This is a genomic window from Mycobacterium sp. ENV421, from assembly GCF_002887815.1.
Lineage (GTDB): Bacteria > Actinomycetota > Actinomycetes > Mycobacteriales > Mycobacteriaceae > Mycobacterium.
This window is the reverse complement of sequence record NZ_PDHO01000003.1, coordinates 140,591-160,767: the sequence shown is the minus strand read 5'-3', so window position 1 is coordinate 160,767 and position 20,177 is coordinate 140,591. Positions and strand designations below refer to the sequence as shown.

At 65.5% G+C, this 20,177-nt stretch carries 15 protein-coding genes and 1 riboswitch; of the genes, 6 read left to right on the top strand and 9 right to left on the bottom strand.

Annotation, left to right across the window (positions count from 1 at the left end):
• Nucleotides 1-23 precede the first annotated feature (23 nt).
• On the bottom strand, nucleotides 24-713 hold the full coding sequence (locus CRM90_RS05070) for a TetR/AcrR family transcriptional regulator C-terminal domain-containing protein (protein WP_158248986.1): 690 nt from the start codon (nucleotides 711-713) through the stop codon (nucleotides 24-26).
• An 81-nt stretch (nucleotides 714-794) separates the two neighbouring features.
• Between CRM90_RS05070 and CRM90_RS05065 the strand changes: the two genes are divergently transcribed.
• From CRM90_RS05065 to CRM90_RS05050, 4 genes are all read left to right on the top strand, one after another.
• A complete protein-coding gene (locus CRM90_RS05065; RefSeq protein WP_102805910.1) occupies nucleotides 795-3,017 on the top strand; it encodes a molybdopterin-containing oxidoreductase family protein in 2,223 nt (740 codons plus the stop codon).
• Nucleotides 3,014-3,787, top strand: a complete 774-nt coding sequence (locus CRM90_RS05060; protein WP_102805909.1) for an emopamil-binding protein — start codon at nucleotides 3,014-3,016, stop codon at nucleotides 3,785-3,787. The genes CRM90_RS05065 and CRM90_RS05060 overlap by 4 nt, the downstream gene beginning before the upstream one ends.
• 74 nt (nucleotides 3,788-3,861) lie before the next feature.
• Entirely contained in the window at nucleotides 3,862-4,386 is a 525-nt protein-coding gene (locus tag CRM90_RS05055; protein ID WP_102805908.1) for a hemerythrin domain-containing protein, read from the top strand.
• Nucleotides 4,383-4,631 carry a hypothetical protein gene (locus CRM90_RS05050; RefSeq protein WP_102805907.1) on the top strand — a complete coding sequence of 83 codons (249 nt, stop codon included), beginning with the start codon at nucleotides 4,383-4,385 and terminating at the stop codon, nucleotides 4,629-4,631. The genes CRM90_RS05055 and CRM90_RS05050 overlap by 4 nt, the downstream gene beginning before the upstream one ends.
• Before the next feature lie 93 nt (nucleotides 4,632-4,724).
• Here CRM90_RS05050 and CRM90_RS05045 read toward each other — a convergent pair whose 3' ends face one another.
• The 3 genes from CRM90_RS05045 to CRM90_RS05035 are packed head-to-tail and all read right to left on the bottom strand — an operon-like array spanning nucleotide 4,725 to nucleotide 6,359.
• Nucleotides 4,725-5,663 (bottom strand): lysophospholipid acyltransferase family protein, encoded by a 939-nt coding sequence (locus CRM90_RS05045; protein ID WP_102805906.1) that lies wholly within the window; start codon nucleotides 5,661-5,663, stop codon nucleotides 4,725-4,727.
• Complete coding sequence (locus CRM90_RS05040; RefSeq protein WP_102805905.1) at nucleotides 5,650-6,042, bottom strand: DMT family transporter; 393 nt, start codon at nucleotides 6,040-6,042, stop codon at nucleotides 5,650-5,652. Before CRM90_RS05040 ends, CRM90_RS05045 begins: the two co-directional genes overlap by 14 nt.
• Before the next feature lie 2 nt (nucleotides 6,043-6,044).
• The gene (locus CRM90_RS05035) at nucleotides 6,045-6,359 is read right to left on the bottom strand and encodes a DMT family transporter (protein ID WP_102805904.1); all 315 of its coding nucleotides are present in this window, start codon (nucleotides 6,357-6,359) and stop codon (nucleotides 6,045-6,047) included.
• Nucleotides 6,360-6,373: 14 nt separating this feature from the next.
• Nucleotides 6,374-6,439, bottom strand: a riboswitch (guanidine-III (ykkC-III) riboswitch).
• Between the two features lie 238 nt (nucleotides 6,440-6,677).
• On the opposite strand from CRM90_RS05035, the gene CRM90_RS05030 reads away from it, so the two are divergent.
• Nucleotides 6,678-8,207 (top strand): phospholipase D-like domain-containing protein, encoded by a 1,530-nt coding sequence (locus CRM90_RS05030; RefSeq protein WP_102805903.1) that lies wholly within the window; start codon nucleotides 6,678-6,680, stop codon nucleotides 8,205-8,207.
• Nucleotides 8,208-8,306: 99 nt separating this feature from the next.
• Here the strand turns inward: CRM90_RS05030 and CRM90_RS05025 are convergent, their stop codons facing one another.
• From CRM90_RS05025 to CRM90_RS05005, 5 genes are read right to left on the bottom strand one after another with little or no spacing between them, the layout of a single operon-like run.
• Nucleotides 8,307-9,653: a cation:proton antiporter gene (locus CRM90_RS05025; protein ID WP_102805902.1), complete on the bottom strand. Its 1,347-nt coding sequence runs from the start codon at nucleotides 9,651-9,653 to the stop codon at nucleotides 8,307-8,309.
• Between the two features lie 5 nt (nucleotides 9,654-9,658).
• On the bottom strand, nucleotides 9,659-10,519 hold the full coding sequence (locus CRM90_RS05020) for an ABC transporter permease (protein WP_102805901.1): 861 nt from the start codon (nucleotides 10,517-10,519) through the stop codon (nucleotides 9,659-9,661).
• Nucleotides 10,519-11,367, bottom strand: a complete 849-nt coding sequence (locus CRM90_RS05015) for an ABC transporter ATP-binding protein (protein WP_102805900.1) — start codon at nucleotides 11,365-11,367, stop codon at nucleotides 10,519-10,521. Before CRM90_RS05015 ends, CRM90_RS05020 begins: the two co-directional genes overlap by 1 nt.
• A complete protein-coding gene (locus CRM90_RS05010) occupies nucleotides 11,364-16,856 on the bottom strand; it encodes a type I polyketide synthase (RefSeq protein ID WP_102806118.1) in 5,493 nt (1,830 codons plus the stop codon). Before CRM90_RS05010 ends, CRM90_RS05015 begins: the two co-directional genes overlap by 4 nt.
• A 9-nt stretch (nucleotides 16,857-16,865) precedes the next feature.
• On the bottom strand, nucleotides 16,866-18,560 hold the full coding sequence (locus CRM90_RS05005) for an NAD(P)/FAD-dependent oxidoreductase (protein ID WP_142391323.1): 1,695 nt from the start codon (nucleotides 18,558-18,560) through the stop codon (nucleotides 16,866-16,868).
• Between the two features lie 345 nt (nucleotides 18,561-18,905).
• On the opposite strand from CRM90_RS05005, the gene CRM90_RS05000 reads away from it, so the two are divergent.
• On the top strand, nucleotides 18,906-20,177 hold the full coding sequence (locus CRM90_RS05000) for an NAD(P)/FAD-dependent oxidoreductase (RefSeq protein WP_102805898.1): 1,272 nt from the start codon (nucleotides 18,906-18,908) through the stop codon (nucleotides 20,175-20,177).

Here is a 20,177-nt window from a genome sequence, read left to right as displayed (position 1 = left end):
CGCGGGGACGATCGCCCGCGCTGTCACCGCTGGGACAGTTTGGCCGCCAACCCGGTGATCAGCACGTCCAGGTTGAAGTCCAGCTGCTGACCGTCGTCCGGTGCGGCATCGCGGCCGGCCACCACCTTGCGCAACAATGGAAAGTCTTCTGCAGCAGTGGTATTCAGTGCAGCCGAGACATCGGCGACGTACGGGTGCTCCCGGCTTCTGGACCGAAAGACCGCTTCCCGGCCCGCGGCATGGCCCAGCTCGCTGACCAAGCGAAGGACGTGGCCGGCCTCCGGTACCGAGAAGCCGGCGTCGACGAGACTCTGCAGAACACGTTCGACGGGTTCGAGTGCTCCGATACCGCTGGCGGGCAGACGAAAATAGGTCACGAGTTCGCCGAGTGTGACTGTGGCGTCACGAAGAGCCGTGGCATAGCGGCGCAGGACGTCCCGCCAGTCGCCGCAGGCGGACAGATCGATGCGGTTCAGCTCCACGGCAAACGCGTCGACGGCAACCAGCTCGCGTAGCGCTTCTCGATCGCCGACGTGGTAGTTGAGGGCTTTGGGGTCCACGCCCAGGACGTCGGCGACCGCCTGCATGGTCAGCTCATCGAACGCCAACGAGCGGGCTGCGGCCACAATGCGTTCCCGGGTGATCTGTCGTGGCCGCCCGCGCTGGCGGCGCGCCGCTGACTCCTGCACACAGTGCCTTTCGGTTCCGAACACCATTGAAGCGTGATATTTTCCCGATCGGGATTAATTCCAGCACGTCGCCACTTGATCAGCAACGAGGACAGCGTAGAACCGATGTCGACCACTACCCGACCGGGCATCTGCCGCATCTGCTCGGCGCACTGCGGCGTGCTGGCCACCGTCGTGGACGGGAAGCTCACCAAGGTGACCGGCGATCCCGACAACCCGCTGTTCAAGGGCTACGCCTGCGCCAAGGGCCGGGCGCTTCCAGAGATTCACAACAATCCCGACCGGCTACTGCACAGCCAGAAGCGGGCCGTCGACGGCAAGCATGCACCCATCGAGTCTGGGCAGGCGATGGATGAGATCGCGACGACCCTGCAGCGTCTGATCGCGGAATTCGGACCCCGATCGGTGGCGCTGTATTTGGGGACAAACGGGTTGCCATATCCTGCGTCCGCATTGATGGCCAACGCGTTCATTCGGGCCATCGGTTCGCCGATGTTCTTCACCGCCAACACCATCGACCAACCCGGCAAACAGATCGCGCTCGCGGCCCACGGCCACTGGCTGGGCGGTGATGTCGACTTCCACGAAGCCGACAGCTGGCTGTTGGTCGGCACCAATCCCCTGGTGTCCAAGGCGATCGGCATTCCAGGCCAGAATCCCGGCCAGGGCCTGAAAAACGCGATCAGCCGCGGCATGAAGCTGATCGTCATCGATCCGCGCCGGTCGCAGACCGCGGCGCGGGCGGCAATCCACCTTCAGCCGCGCCCCGGTGAAGACGCTGCGATCCTGGCCGGGATCATCAACATCGTCATCGCCGAAAAGTTGTACGACCGGGATTTCGTCAAGGAGAACGTCGACGGCTTCGCGGCGCTCACTGAGGCGGTCGCAGGTTTCACCTCCGCGTACGTCGCCGAGCGGGCGGACATCGACGAGCAGCAATTGGTCGAAGCGGCAAGGCTGTTCGCCTCACACGGTCAGCGCGGCGGCATGGTCAATGCCGGCACCGGGGCGAACATGGCCATGCACGGCAACGTGGTCGAGTACCTGTGCCTGTGTCTGACATCGATCTGCGGTCGGTGGCAACGGGCCGGCGAGCGGGTCACCCGACCCAACACGCTGCTGCCCGCGTTCACCGCCAAAGCTCAGGCGTATCCGCCGTACGAGGGATGGGGGTACGGGGAGCAGCTGCGGGTGCGGGGTTTGACCGATGCGGTGTGCGGAATGCCGACAGCTGCCCTGGCCGACGAAATACTGCTCGACGGCGACGGGCAGGTGAAGGCACTCATCTGCATCGGTGGCAATCCGATGGCGGCGTGGCCGGACCAGCGAAAAACCCTGCGTGCGTTGGAGAATCTGGAGCTGCTGGTCACCCTCGATACCGAGATGTCGCTGACGTCACGGCTGGCGCACTACGTCATCGCACCCAAGATGCAGATGGAAACACCTGCCATGACGATGGGCAGCGAGCTGATCAAGTACTACGCCAGCGGTACCGGCATTCCGGCTCCCTATGCGCAGTACGCGCCGCGGCTTGCCGAACCGCCCGCCGGATCAGACCTGACCGAGGAGTGGCAGTTTTTCCTTGGCCTGGCGAAGCGGATGGAATTGGAGTTGTGGTTCATCAACTTCTTCGGCGGGGGCGGCGGCAGGTTCATGGAATCACCGCCAATCGTGTGCAACTTCAACGGCGACACGCAGATCACCACCGAGGAGCTCTTTGAGAAGATGTGCGAAACCTCGCGCATCCCCCTCGATGAGGTTCGCAGCCACCCGCACGGTCATGTTTTCGACGTGGCGGCCGTCGTCGAGGACAAGGACACGGACTGCACCGCCAAGCTCGACGTCGGAAATGCTGTGATGCTTGGCGAACTGGGCGGGTATTTCGTGGAGGACTTCCGGGCCAGCCGGCACGACACGGACTTCCCGTTCCGGCTGATTCCGCGGCGGCACAACAACTTCATGAACTCTTCGGGCACCACCCTGGCTGCGTTGAACAAGGGCAAGCCGTACAACCCCACCTACATGCATCCGGACAGCATCGCGGCGCTGGGACTGAACCCGGGCGACGTCGTGACGGTGACGTCCCCGCACGACAGCATCCCGAGCGTCATCGAGGCCGACGAAAGCCTTCGTCCCGACGTCGTAGCCACCCATCATGCGTTCGGCGGCCTGCCGGCCGAGGACGACGAGGTGCGCGACCGGGGAAGCACCGTCGGCCGGTTGATCCCGACCGAGGTCGACTACGACCACATCACCGGGCTGCCGCGACAGGGGAACATTCCTGTCCGCGTCACTGCGCGATCCGCCGTCGGAAAGGTATCGCTATGACCAAGGTTGTTGAGCGCGAGCCGAACCTCGTCAGTCCGTGGGCGCCGCATCGGGTCCGGATGTACGTGGCCACCGCGCTGTTCACCGGGCTCGTCTTCGTGGGGATGACGATCGGCGTCGGGATCGGGATCATCGAACCGACCTTCACCTCCGACGTGGTCGCCAATCTCCTGTTCGGCATTCCGGCAATCCTGATACCCCTCGTGCTGCTGTGGGATGCGCCCGGCGAGGTTCGCCTGCGGGAGGAGAAGGCCGCCGAGCTCACGCTCTTCTACTTGCCCTACACCGCATTCAGCCAGATCTGCTACGAGTTGGTGTTCCTCATCGGCCATCCGCTCGGCTGGTGGACTCCCACGAACGATCCCGGCATCAAATGGCTGTGGTGGCAGTACGGACTCGCCGACACCCGCTACGCCAGCGGTAACCCGTGGACCTTCGCTCTCGAAGTGGTCGGGGTGATCACGGGCGTCGTCGTCATCACCATGTGGACCCGGCTGGTCCGGCAGTCGCTTCCGGTCGAGACGCGGATCCGGTCCCTGTGGGTGGCCTTCGCCGGTATCGGGGTGCTGATGAGCAGCACCGCTGTCTACTTCATCTCCGAAGTGGGCGCCGGCTTTCGAGACATCGGGCAGGGCGCGTTCGGACTGTGGTTCAAGTTCATCGGCGAGAACATCCCGTTCATCGTGCTGCCCGCACTGGTGCTGTATGCCATTCACATTCAGATCGACTACCTGACCCGGAAAGTGGCTGCTACCGGCCCCGGCCGGTAGCGCACGCGCCGGCGTGGGGGTCGCATTCCACACGCGGGCGTTTCGATCGGCGGCGCGAGGGGCAACTGTTGCCCATGTCCGACATCATCGACCTCATCTACGCCGATCATGACTGGCTGCGGCGCCAGTTCTTCCGGCTCGACGATGCCACGTCTCGCGACGAACTGGCAGCGATCTGGACGACACTGAGCGCCCGGCTCGACGCGCATGCCGACGCCGAGGAGACCGTCTTCTATCCGGCCTTGCTCAAGCACGGCGGAGACGACGATCCGGGCAACCCGGAGGGTGACCCGCGGGACGAGACCGAAGACGCCATCACCGATCACAACGCGATCCGGGATGCGGTGCGTGAGGCATGCAGGCACGAGCCGGGTACGAACGAGTGGTTCAAGGCTGTCTTCACGGCGCGCAAGGAGAACGGTGAGCACCTCGACGAGGAGGAGCGCGAGGCCATGCCGGACTTCATCAAGAGTGCGAGCTTGGAGCTGCGCCACGAGCTGGGCATGAAGTGGCTGCAGTTCTACGCCGAACGGGAGTCGATCGACGGCATCGACAATCGCGACAAGGATGCCGACGACTACATCGAGCAGCACTCATGACCGACTCGTACGGGCGCATCGACGCAGTCGCGCCGGGCGACCTCGTCACCCTCGACCAAGGTTCTGGTGCACAGGAGTACAAGGTGGTCCATACGCAGACCACGGACGCGGGTTTTCTGATCACCTTCGAAGACGATGACGGCGAGACGTTCGAACGCGAGTTTTCAGCCGACGCAACGGTCAAGCGATCCTTGGAATCCAAGTGGGAGTCCTCGCAGAGTCCGACTCCGCATTCGTCTGAATGAATCGACGCGACGAGGTGGCCGGTGATCCGGCGGCCCAGGCAGTTGTCGACACGGCCGCTCACCGCATCGCCGCAATCGCGTTCGGTTGAGCCGTCAGCCGAACAGCGGCAGGGCCCGTTTGCGGGCCAGCGCGTCCATGCCGCTCTGAATGCTGTCCTGCACCTCGCGGTACTTCTGCTCGACGTAATCGTCATCCTCGGCGCGGGACGGATCGTTGTCGACCTCCACTGCGGGCATCAGCCGGGTGCGGATCTTCGCGGGCAGCGGCAGCTGCGGCAAAGCCGCTGGCGCGATACCCCACGGAAGCGACACAGCGAGCGGAAAAACCTTGAGCCGCAGCATCTTGTCCAGTCGCAGTGCTCGTGAGAGCCCATCGCCGCGGATGAGCACCGGCATCGCATCCGCTCCCCCGACGGTCGCGATCGGCACGATCGGCACTCCCGCCTTGATCGCCATGCGCACGAAACCGGTGCGGCCGGCCAGGTTCGCGACGTCACGCTCGCTCCACGGTCGCAGCGAGTCCACCTCACCGCCCGGCCAGACCGCCACATCGTGGCCCTCGGCCAGCGCCGTGGCCATCGAATCGGGCGCGGCGGGCAGCACCCCCATCGCCCGGAAGTACCTGCCGATCACGGGCATCGCCATCAGCGCATCGTGGGCCGTGCCGTGCAGGGTGCGCTCCTGACCGAACCGGCGCCACCACTGCACGCCGACCGTCCACGCATCCCAGACGAACGGGGCGCCGGAGTGGATTCCGACCAGCAGCACCGGCGGGTCGGGCAGGTTGTCCCAGCCGTCGAACTCCATCCGGAACCAGTGATCCACCAGGAAGTTCCACAGATACTTCTGGCGCTGCATCGTCGTTTCGTCCTGCCCTGCCAGATCCCACTGGCCGGTGCGCTGGTTGAGCCAACCGCTGACGCCGTCGTCCGGACCCTCCGCACGCCGCTGCGCCATCTTGCGTCGGGCCTGGTCTGCGTGTCGCTGCGCTTGCTGACGGACGGCGGCAGGGCGCGAATCAGTGTTGGTCATGTCGCCGGTGTACCCCGGCTGTGGGAAGCGTCACACCTACCAACCCGCGGCCGACACCAGAACGGCCGGGCAGCATCTTGAGCCCGACCACCGCCACGATGATGCCTGCAAGACACACCACCTTCGCGACGCTCACCGACTCGTCGCCGGTCACGATCCCGAAGCCGACCGTCAGCGCGGCTCCCAGGCCGGTCCAGACCGCATAGGCGGTGCCGATCGCGATGCTCTTCGTCGCCCACGCCAGGCCGACCATGCTGAGCAGGAGCGTCACCACGAATAGCGCGGTGGCCTTCGCATTGGTGAAATTGTCGCTCTCGCCGAGCGCGGTGGCCCAGACCGCTTCGAGTACGGCGCTGACAAGCAGAACCGGCCACGCCATGGTTAGCTCACCACCTTGAGTCCGACAACCGAACCGACGAGCAGCGCGAGCAGCAACAGACGGCCCATGGTCGCAGCCTCCTGGCGTCGAATCATCGCCCAGAGCACCGTCAGGGACGCACCGATACCAACCCAGACCGCATAGGCGGTGCCGGTCGCCACCGTGCCCATCGCCAGTGCGAGGCCGATCATGCTGCCGATGAGCGCCAGGACGAACACCACCGTCGGCACCCGTCGGCGCAGACCGTCCGACTCCCCCAGCGCCACCGCCCAGACGGCTTCGAGAATTCCGGAGAGCACCAGAATGACCCATGCCATGACGAGACTCCTCCTGCGAGTCAGTCTTGTCCTGGGCGGGTACTGCTCCCTCGTCCGCCAACCCCGAAATCAGGGTCGCGACAGCCAGTTTAGCCGATCAGCTTCCGCTGGCCACCCAGGCGTGTCCCCCAAACCGGTTGCGCCGTGGCCGGATTCGCCGTGACGAGCGGTGACACGAGGCTGGGAGACGTTCGTCACCATCGACGATCGCCACCGTGACAAGTTTCTTACGGGCCGTCCCCAAACAGTGGGTATGAGGGAAGATTGCACAAGATGTGCGCTGGATAATGCCGCCCATCCCGGAACAGGAGGAAGTCCGTGGGCACCGACGAATCGGCTGGTGAGAACTCGCTGCTGGTGCCCGGCGACACGTGTTGGCGGGCGGCGGAAGCCGATCGTTTTGCCGCCATCATCGATGGCGCGGATTACCTGCGGCATCTGAAGGCCGCGATGCTGCGTGCCCAACACCGGATCGTCATCGTCGGCTGGGACCTCGACTACCGAACCGCCTTCGAACGGGGTGGGAAGACTCTGGACGGGCCTAACCACCTCGGCCCATTCCTGCATTGGCTGCTCGAGCGGCGGCGGGGACTCAACGTGTACCTGCTCAAGTCCAACCTTCGCCTCCTGCCCGCGTTCGACGGGTTCTGGTTCGGCGTCACCCCGGTCAGTGTGCTCAACCAATTCACCTCGGCGCGTTTGCGTTTCGCCGTCGATGGCGCGCATCCCACCGGCGCGGTGCACCATCAGAAGATCGTGGTCATCGACGATGCCGTGGCATTCTGCGGCGGCCTGGATCTGACGCTCGGGCGGTGGGATACCTCCGAGCACCTCCCTGCCGACCGCCGCCGGACCGGCCTCGGCGGCGCCTACGGCCCCCGCCACGAGGTGATGGCCGCGGTGGACGGCGCTGCTGCGGGTGTACTTGCCGAACAGGCCCGGGACCGCTGGGAGGCAGCGACCGGGCAGGCACTGCCGCCGGTGACGTCATCGCCGCCGGCCTGGCCCGATGGGCTCATCCCCGGGCTGCGCAGAGTCGACGTCGGGGTGGCACGCACGCTTCCCAGGCTGCCGGGCCGCAGCGAAGTCCGGGAAGTCGAGGCGCTGGATCTCGCGGCCATCGCCGCCGCACGCGATGTCATCTACCTGGAGAACCAGTACTTCGCGTCGCGCAGTATCGCCGGCGCGATCGCTGCCCGACTGCGTGAGCCCGACGGCCCCGAAGTCGTGATGATTCTCCCGCGCAGCTCAGAAAGCCGGCTGGAACAAGAATCAATGGACAGTGCCCGTGAACGACTCTTCCGCATGCTCAGAACCGCGGACGAGCACGGACGGCTAGGTGTGTACTGGCCGGTGGCAGATCGGGGGGTGTCGGTCTACGTGCACTCCAAGGTCCTTGTGATCGATGGTCGGTTGCTTCGTATCGGCTCGTCGAACTTCAACAACAGATCGTTGGGGTTCGACAGCGAATGCGATGTCGCTATCGAATCGCTGCCCACGCGTGGGGACTCCGGGCCGGTAGAGGAAGAGATCCTCCGCGTACGAAACACGCTCATAGCCGAGCACCTCGGTGTGTCGGTCGATACTTTCCGCGACGAGATAGCCCGCCTCGGTTCCTTTTTGGCATCGGTCGAGGCGTTGCGAGGCACCGGGCGATCGCTTCGGGCGCTCACCGACACGATGGTGGCCGCAGACGCGAGTCCCTTTGCGGAGAACGACCTCATGGATCCCGTCACAGTGCCGCAGTCCCTTCCGGAGAGTGCCCTGAGACTCATCGAGTCGGTCGTGACGTGGCCGCTACGGCACTCGCTTCTGGGTACTTGGCTGCGGAAGCTTCGCGGCTTTTGACTCGGGTCAACACGAAATCGACCTCATGGTCGTGCACCGCGGGGCGTCGCGACCCTCAGGTCGATCTCGCGACCCGGAAGGCGCTCAGACCGGTCTCGGTCACGCGGCGGCCGGCTCCTTGCCGTAGGGTTCCTCCCCCTCCGGGCCGAATTTCGCGCCAGACCTGGCCAGACGGCGTTCGAACAGCCGCTGCAACGGTGTGGCGACGAACGTGGTGATGATCGTCATGACCGCCAGAATCGTGTAGAGCTTGCCGGAGATCAGTCCCGCTTCCAGACCGATGTTCAGCAGGATCAGCTCCATCAGACCGCGGGCGTTGGCCAGTGCTCCCATCGAGCCCGCCTCGTACCAGCTCATGCCCTGCCAGCGTGCGGCCAAACCGACGGCCCCGAACTTCGCGGCGAAGGACACGACCAGGACGATGCTCGCCATGAGCAGAGTCGACGAGTCGAAGATCAATGTCAGTTGAGTGTTGAGTCCCGAATAGATGAAGAACGCCGGGAGCAGCAGATAGGCCACCAGTGGCTCGAACCGCTCACGGATCGCATCCAGGAACGCGCCGCGGGGCATCACCACACCCGCCACGAAAGCGCCGAATACGGAATAGATCCCGACCAGATCGGTGAACCAGCTCGCGGTGAGTACGACCAGGAGCACGATGCTCGTATGCGCGATCGGTAACCCGCCGGTGCGCTCGACGTCAGCGCGTGCAGGTGTCCAGCTCTCCAGCCGGCGCAGCAGTGGCCGGCCCACGTAGATCATCAGCAGCAGGTAGGCGATTCCACCCCCGATGGCCAGAATCGCGCCTGTCACATGACCTTTCGCGGTCGCGACAACTGTTGCCAGCAGGATCCAGGAGCAGGCGTCGTCGATTGCGGCGCAGGACAATGCCATCGTTCCCAGCCGGGTGTTGAGGAGTCCGGAGTCGTAGACGATCCACGCCAGCATCGGGAAGGCGGTGATCGCCACCGCGGCCGCCACGAAAAGGCCGCCCTGCCAGTGCGCAACCTTGTCGGTGAAGTAGCCGCCGAGGCTCACCATCACCCAGCCCAGGACGCCACCGAGGATCAGTGGTACTCCGATTCCGGTGGCGGCGGTGGCACCCGCCTGTCGGGAGTGTGCTCCCAGGATGCTCAGCTGGAACGAGGAGCCCACGAGGAACATGTACAGGACGAGGCCGAGCTGGCCGACGACATAGATGACCGTGAGGTTCGGGTGCACGATCGTTTCGGCGCCGATCGTCAGCTTGGCCGGAAACAGCCACTGTTGTGCGGCAGGCCAGATCCACCCCAAAACCGAAGGCCCGAGCAGGAAGCCGGCAACCATGATCGCGACGACCTGCACCTGGGCCAGCCTGCGGAACAGCGGCCACAGCAGCCGGTAGGTCAGGAGGATGACCGCGATCTGCAGGAAAAAATGGTAGGCGATGTTCAGCAGTGGCGGCATGGGCGTCAGCCCTTGTCCGACCATCGGAAGATGTAGAGGCAGGCCATCAGACCGCCGATGCTCCACGCGGCCAGCACCAGGAAGATACGCCCGTGCTCCCAGCTGCCTGCCGGCTCGAAGGCAACCATCTGCGCGGGCAGCAGCACCGAGCGGAAACCCTGCGCCATCCACTTGACCGGGAAGATGGACCCGACGATCAACATCCAGGTCGGCAAGGCCATCAGCGGCACATAGGTGCCCGACACGAACTGCAGACCGACGGCAGGCCCATTCGTCATCACCGCCGCGGAGACGGCGTTGCCTGCGAAGTTGCTCACCAGAATGCCCAGCAACGAACAGCTGATGATGCCCAGGACGAACACCCAGGCCAGCGTGAACCACGCGTATACGTCGCTGGGCAGTTGAAGCTGAAAAGCCGCCACCCCCAACGCCAGCAGCACGACCGCCTCGGCGAGGCTGGCGATGGCAACCAAGATGATCTTGCCGATGAAATACGACGATGCGGTCGCCGGCGTCCCGCGCAGGCGGCGAAGAGCGCCGGTTTCACGGTCGGCAGCGATACCGATGCCGAGGTTGATGAACGACGTGGAGAGGATTCCGTAGGCCAGCATGCTGGCGGCTATCACGGCGCCGGTACTGGTCTGCGTGCCGGGGATCTTCGCGGAGAAGATCGACCCCAGAAGAATGCAGATGATCGCCGGCATCGAAAACGTCAGCACCACTTGCTCGGGACGCCGGTAGAACATCTTCAGTTCGGGGATGACTCGCGACAACCCGATCCGTACGGCCGAGGGCAGGGCTGTTGCCGCTGCGGCGCCGCGATGCTGCGGCTGGGCCCCGTTACGCGGGGTTGAGTCGACCGACATCACGCCATCCCGATCAGTTGCAGGTAGGCATCCTCGAGGGTGGGCCGGGTGACGGTGAGCTGGGCCAGTTCGGTGCCGTCGGCAGACTGTTGCCTGATGAACTCGGTCGGATGGTCGGTGTGCTCCACGCGCAGCCGGTCGCCGTCCATCCACTGCACCGTGGCCGCGCTGTTGACGTGCGCGGTCAGACGTGCGGGAGAATCGACGGCCGCCACTCGGCCACCGGCCACCACGGCGACCCGATCCGCCAGTGCGGCTGCCTCTTCCAGATAGTGCGTCGTCAGGAGGATGGTGGTGCCATCGCTGGCCAGGAGCCTGATGAGGTCCCAGAACTGGCGCCGTGCCTCCGGATCGAATCCGGTGGTCGGCTCGTCGAGAAAGAGAAGCTCCGGCTGGGCGATGATGCCCAGCGCGACGTCGAGGCGGCGACGCTGCCCTCCCGACAGTGTCCGGACCCGCGAGCCGGCGCTGGACGTCAAGCCGACAAGCTCCAGCAGTTCCTCGGGGACCCGGGCCCGCGCCTCGCCGTAGCACTTCGCGAACATCCGCACGGTTTCCAGCACCGTCAGAACGCCGAAGTCGCTGGTCTCCTGCAAGACGATACCGATCCTGGCCCGCCAACTGCGCCCTGCATCTGCAGGATCTTCGCCGAGCACCTGAACCCGCCCCGAGTCGCGTTTGCGGTGCCCTTCCAGAATCTCGATGGTCGTGGACTTGCCCGCCCCGTTGGGCCCGAGGATCGCGAATATCTCACCGTAGCCGACCTCGAGATCGAGATCGCGAACGGCCTGCAGCCGGCCGTAGGACTTGGACAGTCCCTCGACCTGAACCGCCGATGCCGCAATCATGAGAATGCCTCGCCGGCATCCGATTCGGGCTCGTTCTCCAGCTGCGCGAGAAGTTCCTGCAGTTCGGCGTCGGACAGTTCGGCCATCAGCTGGTCCAGCTCGTCGTCGAGGTCCGGCTCCTCGGTCGGCCCTGCCGATTCGGTAGTTGCCGTGGCGACGTCACCATGGATGAAGTGCAACTCGGCGAGCACCCGGTCGGCCAGCGAGTTCACGCTCACGCCACGAAGGATCTCGAGTACCGGCAGGTCGATCGAGAAGGTCATGTTGATCCGCACTCGGAAGTCCATGGCCATCATCGAATCCAGGCCGATATCGTCGAGCATATCGTCCGGCTCGAAATCTTCTACGGCGCAGTCGAAGACAGCTGCCACGATCTGCCGAAGCTGATCAGCGATGACAGCAGGACGGTCGGCTTCGGGAGTCGTCGCGAGCATCATGAGTATCGAACCGTCGGATTCGCCTGCGCCGGGTACGGTCTCGGAGGTTCCGAGTTCGGCGAACATCATCGGCAGACGGCTGCCGAGCCCGGCTTGGCGGGCCCGGCCCCAGTCGGCGCTGATGGCGACGACATCGGCCGGTTGTTGGTTGATGAGCCGATCGAGGATCAGAGCACCCACCGCGGGGGTGATGAGTTCAATACCTCTTGCAGCGTAAAGCTTTTCGAGGTTGAGCTCTTCGACCATCCCCACCGACCAGGGACCCCAACCGATCGTGAGTGCCGGCAAACCCTGTTCCCGGCGATAGTGCGCGAATGCGTCGAGGAAGGCGTTGGCGGCTGCATAGTTGCCCTGCCCCGGCGAGGCGATCGTCGACCCGGCGGAGCCGAACATCACGAAGAAGTCGAGCTCGTGGTCTTTCAAGGCGTCGTGCAGCACGCGAGCGCCGGTCACCTTGGGCGCCATCACCGCGGTGAAGTCGTCTTCGCTGATGTTCACCAGCAGTTGGTCGTTGACCGATCCGGCGGCGTGGATGATTCCGCGCACCGGCCGTCCGCCGCCTCCGGCGTGGTCGCGCAACCATGCCGAAACCTGCTCACGGTCGGCGACGTCGATGCTCGCCGTTGTGACGTGCACGCCGAGACGTTCGATGTCGACGATCGTCTTGACGGTCTCGAAATGGCGATGCTCCGCGGTGAGGCCGGGCCAGCTGTCTCTCGGCGGGACCACACTGCGACCCCACAAGGCGATATGCCGCGCGCCCCGCTCCGCGAGATACGTGGCGACCACCCGACCGAGTGCGCCTGCACCGCCGGTGACGACGTAGGTCGCGTCCGGGCTGAGTTTGGTGGGAAAGGGCCGCCTCAGCTGATCGCACGGCCGCAGACGCGGCACGTAGGTCACCTCGCCGCGGATGGCGATCTGATCTTCGGGCTCCCCACTGAGGAGGTGTTCGCAGATGCGGGCCGCCGTCTGGGCGTGGTCGTCGGCGGCATCGATGTCGATGAGTCCGCCCCAGTGCTCCGGTAGCTCCTGGTGGCCGATGACGCGACCGAGACCCCACACCGCGGCCTGGTCGACACCGCGCAGTTCGGTGTCCGGTGCGGGTTGGGCGTTCGCGGTGACCAGATACAGGCGAACCTGGTCGGGGGTGTCTTGTTGGGCAAGGGCTTTCGCGAGCCGCAACACGGTGAGTACGCCGAGCTGCTGTTGGTCCTCGACCGAACGCGATTCCGTGATGTCCAGCGGCCAGCAGTCGATGATCCCGTGGAAATCGGGGGCGAACAGCGCGCCGAAATCTATCGCAGCGAGTTCATCTCCGCCGTCGTGGCCGACTACGCGGACGCGGTGGCCTCGGCGACGCATCTCCTCGGCGATGGCCGCTCCCACACCCGTGTCGTCACCGAGGAGCAGCCACGACGTTGGGCCGGCGGCACCGATCTCCTCGCCGGGTGGCTGGTCCGCCATGCGCTGCCACTGAATCTGTAGGACTCCCTTGTCGATACGGTCGGGCGACATGCGCGACGACTCGCTCAACGACTGCACGACGAACCCGGTGATGACCGCGAGCGGCGTACCGTCCGGCTCGGTGATCGTGATGTCGCTTTCGACGTGCGACTTGCTCACCGACACCACGCGGACGTGAACCGACATCTCCGGCGCGGGTGCGCCGTAGACGGCGCACTGCCGGATCCGAACCGGCAGGAACGGATCCTCGTTCTCTTCCTGACCGAGGAACGGTGCGCCGAACAACGCCTGGAACGCCCCGTCGATGAGAGCCGGGTGGAACCGGAATCGCGGCACCTCATCGACGATTGATTCGGGCACCGCGATGTCGGCGACGGCCCAGTCCTCGCCCGCGGTGACCGTCCGGACGGTCCGGAAGGCGTCGCCGTAGTCGAAGCCGATGGACTCGGTGCGACGGTAGAAGTCGGCGCCGCTGATCGAGACGACCGACTCGGCGCTGTCTGCTGAGGCCATCGTCTTGGGCGCTGGTGGCCGGACGTTGAGTTCGGCGGTGGCGGTGATGGCCCACTTGGGTTCACCGTCCGCTGTCGCGGTGAACGACGCGAATTCCAGTGTGCCGTCCTGCTCGTTGAGGGTGGTCCGCAGGATCGGATCGCAGGTGTCGTCGAGGATCACCGCACGATGCAGCACCACATTGTCGACGCTGAAGTCCGAGCCGTAGACGGCGTTCGCCACCGCCATACCCATCTCGATGTAGACCGCCCCCGGCACGACCACACTTCCCTGCACCCGATGGTCGGCAAGGAACGGATTGAACACGGTGCTCAGTTCCGCTTCCCAGGTGGGGTGCAGCGCACTGATCCGCTGTCCGAGAAGGGGATGCACCGGCTTGTAGAACAGAGCTTCGGTGGATTCCCGGGTTTCATTCCAGAAGCGTTTGGTCTGCCACGGGTAGCTCGGCAGCTTCGCCAGGCGAGCGCCAGCACGGTGCTGGAGTGCGCCCCATGCGATGTCATGGCCATTGCAGTGCAGCGTGCCAACACAATTGAGAAGCGTGCGGACGTCGTCCTGGTCGCGTCGTTGGACGGCCGTCACCGAGATTTTCTGCTGGCCCGCGGTTTCCACGATCGACGCCGCCAGCGCGGGATGCGGGCCGAGCTCGACGAAGTGGGTGTAGCCGTCTTCCACCATTCGCCGGATCGCGGGCTCGAAGAGCACCGTCGCCCGCGTGTTCTGCCACCAGTACGCGGCGCCGGCCTGATACCGGTCCAGCCGCTCGCCGGTGACTGTCGAATACAGCGGCATGGTGGCATCCTTCGACGACATCCCGTCGAGCGCACCGAGCAGATCGTCCTTGATCGCATCCATGAAATGCGTGTGGTACGGCACCTTCCCGGTGAGATAGCGATTGAAGATCCCCAGCTCATCCAGGTGCGGAGCCAACACGGCGAGGACGTCCCCGTCCCCGGCAACGGTGACCGCGGACGGGCTGTTGATCGCCGCTATCGATATCCGCCTGCCGAATTCGGCCTGCATCTGCGGGTCCATCGCTCGCATCAGCGAATCGGCGTCGGTGCCGACGGCGAGCATCCGGCCTTGCCCACTGGTGCGCTGCTGAAGGCGGCTTCGGTGGTAGACGACCTCGACAGCTTGCTCGAAGGTCAGCAGGCCGGCGATGTGGTGGGCGGCGACTTCGCCTGCACTGTGCCCGATTACCGCATCCGGGCGGATCCCGTACTGCGCCAGCTGTTCGGCCAGAGCGATCTGGACGGCGAAGTTGGCCGGCTGCGCCACCTCGGTCTCGGTCATCCGCGAGGTGGCCTCGTCCCGTCGCAGTTCGTCGACGAGCGACCACCCGGTGTACTGCGCAAGCTCGCGATCGCTGCGCAGGATGCTGTCGGTGAAGGCCGGAAGGACGTCGAGTAACCCTCGGCACATCCGCCACCACTGCGGGCCCATCCCGGTGCAGACGAAGGCGAGCTTGGGCGCGGCACCCGCAGTGCGTCCCGAGATCGGCCCACCGTCGGCGAGAAGTTGAAGTTGTTGCCGTACATCATCTTTGCTGTCGGCGATGACGACGTGCCGGTAGTTCAGATGTGAGCGCCGCAATCCCAGCGTGTACTGCAGATCGGACAGCGTGAGGTCCGGGTCCGCGTCGAGATGACCGGCGAGCCGGCCGGCTGCCGCAACCAGGGCCTCCTCGCTGCGCGCCGAGATGGGAAGTACCGCAGGTAGTTGCGGCGCGAGCGGTTCGGGGCTGGGGCCCGCCGCAGCGGGTGGCCCCGCGAGAACCACGTGGGCATTGGTACCGCCGAAGCCGAACGAGTTGACGCCGACGAGCCGTCGCTTGTCGGCGGGGAACGGCCGCCCGGTCGCGGGTACGTCGATCTTGAGTTCCGTCAGTGAGACGTGCCGGGTGGGCTCGTCGAGATGTAGGTTGGCCGGAATATAGCCGTGCTTGGCCACCAACGCGGCTTTGATCAGCCCGGCAACACCGGCCCCCGCTTCGAGGTGACCGATGTTGGTTTTGATCGACCCGATCAGAAGCGGATCGGCCGGTGATCGGTCGGCTGTCAGCGCGCCCGCCAGCGCGCGCATCTCGATCGGATCTCCGACTGGCGTTCCGGTGCCGTGGGCTTCGACATATCCGATGTCGTTGGGCGCGATGCCTGCTCGCGCGAGCGCTGTCCTAATGGCGGCTTCCTGTGCCTCCTGACGCGGAACGGTGATGCCGTCGGTATGACCGTCCTGCGACACGGCGGTGCCGAGGATCTGCGCATAGATGTCGTCGCCGTCGTCGAGCGCTTGGTGCAGGGGTTTGATGATGACGACGGCGCCGCCTTCGCCGCGGGCGTAGCCGTCGGCCGAGTCACTGAAGGCTTTGGAACGTCCTTCGGGACTGAGGAATCCGCTCTTGGACTCCGCGATCGCGGTGTTGGGCCCGCCCATGATGTTGACGCCGCCGGCCAACGCCACGGTGCACTCGCCGTTCCAGATGCTCTGTGCGGCAAGGTGTACGGCGACGAGCGAACCCGAGCAGGCCGTATCGACCGTCACGCTGGGCCCGCGGAAGTCGAATGCGTGCGAGAGCCGGTTGGCCAGCATCGTCATCATCATCCCGGTGGCCGAATGCGCCTTGAACCGGTAGCGACTGGTACGGCCCAGGTTCTGTAGCAGTTGATAGTCGAGGGTGAAGCCGCCGATGAACACCCCGACATCGCTGCCGGCCAGGCTGTCGGCGGGAAGTCCGCCGTCCTCCAGCGCTTCCCACGCGGCGTGCAGCAGGAGGCGCTGCTGGGGGTCGAGAGAATGCGCCTCGCGCGGCGAGATTCCGAAGAATTGAGGATCGAATTGGTCTATCTCGCTGAGGAATCCGCCGCGGCGGGTCACGATCTTGCCGACTTTGGCCGGGTTGGGGTCGTGATAGCGGTCGGCGTTCCAGCGCGATTCGGGCACGACACAGGTCGCGTCCGTCTCGCTGCAGAGCAGATCCCACAGACGGTCCGCCGAATCGGCCCCGCCGGGCAGGCGGCATCCGATACCGACGATGGCCAGCGGCTCGCGGCCGCTGTGATCGCTGAGCATGGTCACCGGTCAGCTCGTCTGAAGGGCGGGCGAGGTGCTGACAATCCAGTCGCTGCTGAGGGGATCGTTGTCCTGCCGGTGGCGGTAGACGGACCGCAACTCGTGCAGCAGCGGGTCCCGCTGCCACTCCTGCACCTGGCGCATGACGTCGTCGTCGCCGAACATCGCCGACTTCTCGGCGAGGACTGTCTCGACCAGCTGTCCGGCCAGTCGGCGCAGCATGTCGGCGTTGATGTCGAACTGCTCGTCGAAGTTCTCACTCGGGCCCATCATCGCTTTGTGCAGAGTCACCATGAAGTTCAACGGTGCGTACAGGTCGACGAAGGACACCGTGGGAGTTCCGGTTTCGACTGCGGCCCACTCGCGGAAGAACTTCTGCACGCGGTTGCTCAGAGCGATGAGACCATCGAGGTGCGGTACGAAGCCGGGATCGTCGGCGAGGTTCACGTACCGGCCGTTGACGTACAACAGACCGATGAATCCCCAGTAGAAGGCCACGTCCCAGATGATCTTCGCCGACATCACGCTCGGCACGCCCATCAGTGAGTACTGGTCCTGGTACACCGCAAGCCACATCTCGGTGAGCGAGCGAAAGAGTGTGTCGCTGATCTGCGCGCGCGCGACGACATCATCACCGTCGAGTTCACGGGTGATCATGTCGGTGATCAGTCCGTTGCCGATCGCGACGAGATCGAGCCCCGACGAGTAGAGCGGGTCGAGGAAGATGCCCGCGTCGCCGGTCAGGCACCAGCGGGCGGTGCCGTCGTAAACCTGTGCCGCGCCGTGGCTGTACTTCTTCATGACGCGGAAATCTTTGATGTCATGCGCGTGCTCGTCCACCACGGCCGCGCACTGGGGCTCGTGGTCGCGCAGCCACGCGGTGGCCTTCTCAAGGGTGTTGAACGTGCCGAACGGATGGTAGGCCGGGTCGGCGACGATGCCGACGCTGGTGGCACCGGACGCGAGGCGGATCAGCCAGACCCAGTAGCCCTCGCCCATCAGGTGATTGGTGGACAGTGCGCGGTCGCCTTCGACCAGGCGGCTCTGCCAGTCCGGGTCGTCGCTCCACCGGCCGACGTCGATTTCCGTTGCGACGCGGAACCATACGGCGTTGCAGTCGTGTGCGTTGGCCTGCCGGATATTCAAGTGACGGGGCAGGAATCGGTTACGCCCGGACGCGTCCACCACCCACCGTGCCGTGGTCCGGGTGACGGACTCACCGTCCTGGACCGAAATGGTGTGGGGCCCCTGCCCTTCGCTCAGTTCCACCGCACTGACCCGGCCGTGCGTGATCTCGACACCCTCCGCCAGGCAGCGTCTGCTGAGCTCGTTCTCCAATCGCCCGCGGTCGATCTGATAGGTCACCTGCGGTACGAACGACGAACTGCCCAGCTCCATCCGTTGCGCGATGTCGGTGTTGCGATCGACGGAAAAGAACATCCGCAACCCCATCTTGCGGATCTGAGAAGTGCTCAGGTGATCGCCGAGGCCGAGACGGTCACGCAGGTAGTGAGCCGACACCTCGACGGTCGACTCCCCCACCGTGTGGGTCATCTCCGGGACCGGGTGGACGTGGGGTTCGATCACCTGGACTCGCGTGCTCGGCCGCGCCCGGCGAAGTTCCAGAGCCAGGGTGAGAGCCGCGGCGCCACCACCCACGACACTCACGTCGTGATCGGCGGGCGGCCCGCCGGCTTCGGACATCCGAGACCGGATACGCCTGGCAAGGGCCTCACGGCGTTCGCGACTCAGCTGCGAGACCTGCGCTTGGGCATCCACCCCGTGACCTCCCTCGAGTCGTGGCCGATGGGTACCCCGCACATTTCACGGGTACGCATGGCGGCGCTCTTGCGATAGGCAACGTCTCGGCACCGGATCGCTCATTGCATCGCGACGCCAGACCTTGACGAAGCGCTGCGTCGAGCGAATCACAGCGACGGCAGGGGTGCCATGTCGAGAGCCATTACCGATTGCTGACGTCCGCGTCGAGATTACCGTCACGCTGGGAAGCTGGTGATGTGTTGGAGGACTGGACGGCCGGAGACGCCAATGAGTGAGCAACCCCAGGTCGATGACTGCGATGTACTGGTGATCGGTGCCGGTCTCGCAGGGTTGCGATGCGCCGTTGTACTTGCCGAGCGCGGGTACGAGGTGGCGGTCTGGGAGGCCGAGGACCAGGTGGGGGGCCGTATCCGCACCGACATTGTCGACGGCTTTCGCTGCGACCGCGGATTCCAGGTGCTCAATCCCGCCTATCCGGCGCTTCACGGAGCGGTGGCGGTCCGAGACCTGAAATTGCAGCCGTTCGAGGCCGGTGTGGTTGTCCGGCGCGACCACGACCGGGTGAAGTGGGTGCATCCGCTGCGTCAGCCCCGGGACGTTCCACAGATGCTGATGCGTGGCGGCCTGTCGCCGCGCCAGGTGGCGGCCCTGCTCCGCTGGGCTGCCCCCGCTCTGCGTCCGGGCGTTCTGGCGGCGGCGCACCACGACACGGATCTCCACGACGCCCTTGATCACTGCCGGGTCGAGGGCATCAGCCGTCGCGTGCTCGACCGCTTCCTGGCAGGTGTGCTTCTCGATGACACCGGCTCCACATCCAACGCTTTCGCCCTGCTGCTGACGCGGATGTTCGCGCTCGGCGTTCCGGGCCTGCCCGCCGACGGCATGCGCGCCCTACCCGAGTTGCTCGCCGCACCGATCATGGATCGGATTCACCTGCAGCACAAGGTGACTCGGATCTCCCGCGCTGGAGCCGACTGGGCCGTCACCGGCGGTGAGGTGACAGTGCGCGCCCGTGAGGTGGTCGTGGCCGCCGATGCGCCCGCGAGCAGTGTCCTGACCGGTGCACCGCCGCCGGCGATGAAGGGCGTCGTGACCGACTGGTGGGCTGGGGACGACCTGCCGCCCAGGCCGGCCATGCTGAGTGTCGACGGCCGAGCCGAGCCACCCGGACCTGTTGTCAACACCGCGGTGATCAGCTCGGCAGCGCCGACCTACGCGCCACCGGGCCGGCACCTCATCGCCGCATCGGCGCTCATCGGGCCGCAGCGCCGACCACCATCGGAGGCAGTGCTGCGCCGGCACGCCGCCGACATACTCGGTCTGGACGCATCGACATGGACATTGGTTGTCCGACACGAGATTCCGGATGCGTTGCCGGCCCAGCCCGCGCCGCTGGTGGTGCGGCGTCCCGTGCGCAGTCCGGACGGACTGTGGTTGTGCGGTGACCACCGGGACACGGCGTCGATCCAGGGTGCACTGGTGAGTGGGCGCAGAGTCGCCGAGGCGATTATGGCGCGCCGCATCGGGGCCACTGCCTGA